At 71.4% G+C, this 3,092-nt stretch carries 2 protein-coding genes; both read right to left on the reverse strand.

All coding sequences use genetic code 11. The features are described from left to right. The coding region (locus G6021_RS03760) for an AMP-binding protein (protein WP_182640696.1) at positions 1 to 2,443 on the reverse strand (2,443 nt) is incomplete at its 3' end. Between the two features lie 101 nt (positions 2,444 to 2,544). Further along, positions 2,545 to 3,092: histidine phosphatase family protein (locus G6021_RS03765; protein ID WP_182640697.1), on the reverse strand; the 548-nt coding region annotated here is incomplete at its 5' end.

Consider the following 3,092-nt stretch of genomic DNA (forward strand, 5'->3'; position numbering starts at 1 on the left):
CGACCCCGCTCGGCACGGCGTAGCCACCGGGACCGGTCCTGATCGCGCCCGAGTCGGGGTCGACCTCGACGAGCCGCACCTCGGCGGTGCCGGGCAGCGGACGGCCGCGCGCGCCTTGCTTGGTCGTCGAGAGATTGGCGAGGACGACATCGACCTCGGTGCCGGAGTAGAACTCGAGGACCCGGGTCCCCGGGTAGCGGTCCAGCAGCCGCCGCCACACCCCGCGGGGCATGCCCGATCCCATGAAGAGCGGGATCGCCGGGAGGGTCTCGCCCGGATGCACCGGCCGACGGACCAGCTCGCGCATCATCGCCCACGTGTAGGACACGGCCGTGACCCCGTAGCGGCGGATCTCCTCGTCGAAGGTCGCAGGGTCGAATCCGCGCGACAGCGCGATCCGGGACCCGGCGGCCACGGCCCCGCCGACGGCGGTGAGCAGACCGGACGGGTGATGGAGTGGACTGAGGCAGTACACCGTCGACGCGGCGGTCAGGCGCGCGGCGCTGGCGGTGCCGAACGCGGAGAGCGCCCACCGGTGGTTGGTCACGAGCTTGGTCTGCCATGCTCCCGTCGAGCGGGTGAAGACGACGAAGGCGAGGTCGCCGGCGCGGCCGGGGTCCGGCACGTACCAGCGGGGCAGCTCGACCGCATCGGGGTCGATGCGTTCGAGGTCGACCAGCCCTGCGCCGAGGTCTCCGGGCAGGTCGCGGTCCGCGCCGCCGCCGAGGACGAGCGCCCGCGCCCCGGCGTCGGTGACCCTGGCGGCGTGCTCCGGGTCGACGACCACCTCGGACACGGAACTGAGCGTCAACAGTTCGGCCAGATCCCGGGACGGGGGCAACGCCACGGCCACGGCGCCGAGACGCGACAGCGCGGCGATCGCGACCAGCGCCGAGGGCCGGGTCTCCATGAGCACACCGATGTGGTCGCCCTGGCGCACCCCGACCTCGATCATCCCCCTCACCACGTTCGTGATCCGGGCGTCGACGGCCGAGTACGTGTGGACGCGGTCGGAGAACAGGAAGCACGCGTCATCAGGCTGCGTCCGCGCACGCTCGGCCATGATCTTGGCGAACGAGATGCGTGTCCCCGTCTGGATCTGCCCCAGTCGCACCAGGCGCGGCGCGGCGTGCAGCGCCTCGTATCCCAGGGCCCGCGTCGTCCGCAGAGTGCCCACGGCGAGGTGGCCGGCACCGCGCACCACACCGACCCCCACCCCGGCGATCTGCGTCGCCCCTTCCGTCGCGAGCATCACCGCCGTGCCCGGAGACGGGTCACCACCGGAGTCGGGCCCGACCTCGACGATGCCCTTCGGACGATCTCCGGTGCCTTCTCTCCAGTCGATCCAGTCGGCGACGGCAGGCCATGTCAGCGAGGAGGCGGTCGAGCCGACGACGAGTCCGAAATGCCCGGCGCGGACCGGGAACTCGAAGACGTCCGCGCCGGGGGCGACGGCCGCGATCTTCCGGACGCCCGCCGGGACGCCGATCTCGTCGACTTCCCCGAGCACCGCGAGGACGGGACAGGTGATGTCGGCCAGGGACACGACGTGATCTCCGACGACGAAGCCGCCGACCATCATCCGATTCTGGATGATCACCTGGTGGAGCACGTCGACGATCGCCGGTCCGGACCACGCGACGAATCCCTCGCCGCCGAGAAAGCGGCGCTGCCGCTCGTGTCCGATCAGCGCCTCGCGGTCGTGGAGTTGACGAAGGAAACCCACCTGCGCACGCGCGGTCTTGATCGGGTCGAGCAGACGGAACCCGGCCAAGGCCATCCACCCGGGGAGCGAGCGATCGCTGAAGACGTGGTCGGCGACGAAGCGGGCGACGTTCACGATCAGGTCCTCGGGTACGCCGAGCGGGGCGTTACCGCGGACGTCGACGGGCGCGCCGAACGTCACGACGCTCTCGAGGTCGCGCGAGCGCCGGTATGCCGCGGCCTGATAGCAGAACATGCCACCCTGGCTGTACCCGGCGAGATGCACCGAGCGACCCGTGGCCGCGGTGACGAGGTCGACGGCGTCGCTCACGGCGACCACGTGGTCGGTGAGGGTGCGTTCGAGTCCGCCGTCCTCGAGGTCCGGGGAGCCGAAGTCGATCACCCAGGGATCCATGCCGGCCGCGTGCAGCGCGGCCACCGCGCTCGTCGACGGGGAGACGTCCCAGACGTCGGCGGAGATCATCATGGGGGGCACGAGCACGATCGGCGGGCGCGGTCTCTCTTCCGCATCACCGCCGACACGTCCGTGCTCCGCGACCCCCGCCACCGGCGCGTAGTAGCGGCGCAGCCGGAACATCGGCCGACGGGTGGCGATCTCGAACGGCGAGAACTCCTCGTCGGTCTGGAGACCGCCGAAACGCAGGACCTCGATCGCGTTGACGACATACGACGTCGCGGTCTTGAGGGCGACGGCGAGGGTGTCGGGGCTGAGGGTCATGGTGGGTCTGACACTAGGGCGCGACTTCTGGTCGGAGTGGTCAGTTCACGAACAGAGGGGAGGACGGGGCGCGAAAGGTGGTCGGCCCGGCGCACCGCCGGTCAGAACGGCGGGCGTCCGAGGTGGTCGCCCCACCGCTCACAGGACCACCCACCGCGGTCCGGCGCCAACTCGATGACCCCGCAGTTGGGGATCCGGTTGACCAGCGCCCACTGTGAGGGGACGGCGCCGGCGAACACCGCGATCATCCGCATGAGGGTGCCGTGCACCACCAGCACCACGTCGATACCGTTGTCGAGGTGGCTCTCGCGGAGCTCCGTCACCAACGGCATCGCGCGTTCCTGCACGTCCAGCGCGCTCTCTCCCCCCGGCAGGCACGAGGAGAGGTCACCGTGCTCCAGCCAGTCCCGCACGACCCGGTTATACGCCAGCAGCGCCTCGGTGCCGGTCCTCATCTCGTACTGTCCGGCCTGTACCTCGTACACCCCCGGCACGGCCCGGGTGGGCAGCTCTGTCGCGTCGGCGATCAGGCCGGCGGTCTCGCGGGCGCGCGCCGCCTCGGAGCTGAGGATCACGCTCGGCGATATGCCGGAGGCGGCGAGCTCGGCGCCCACCGTCCGCGCCTGGTCCCGCCCGAGGTCGGTGAGGG

Source organism: Dietzia sp. CW19 (assembly GCF_014145265.1).
Lineage (GTDB): Bacteria > Actinomycetota > Actinomycetes > Mycobacteriales > Mycobacteriaceae > Dietzia > Dietzia natronolimnaea.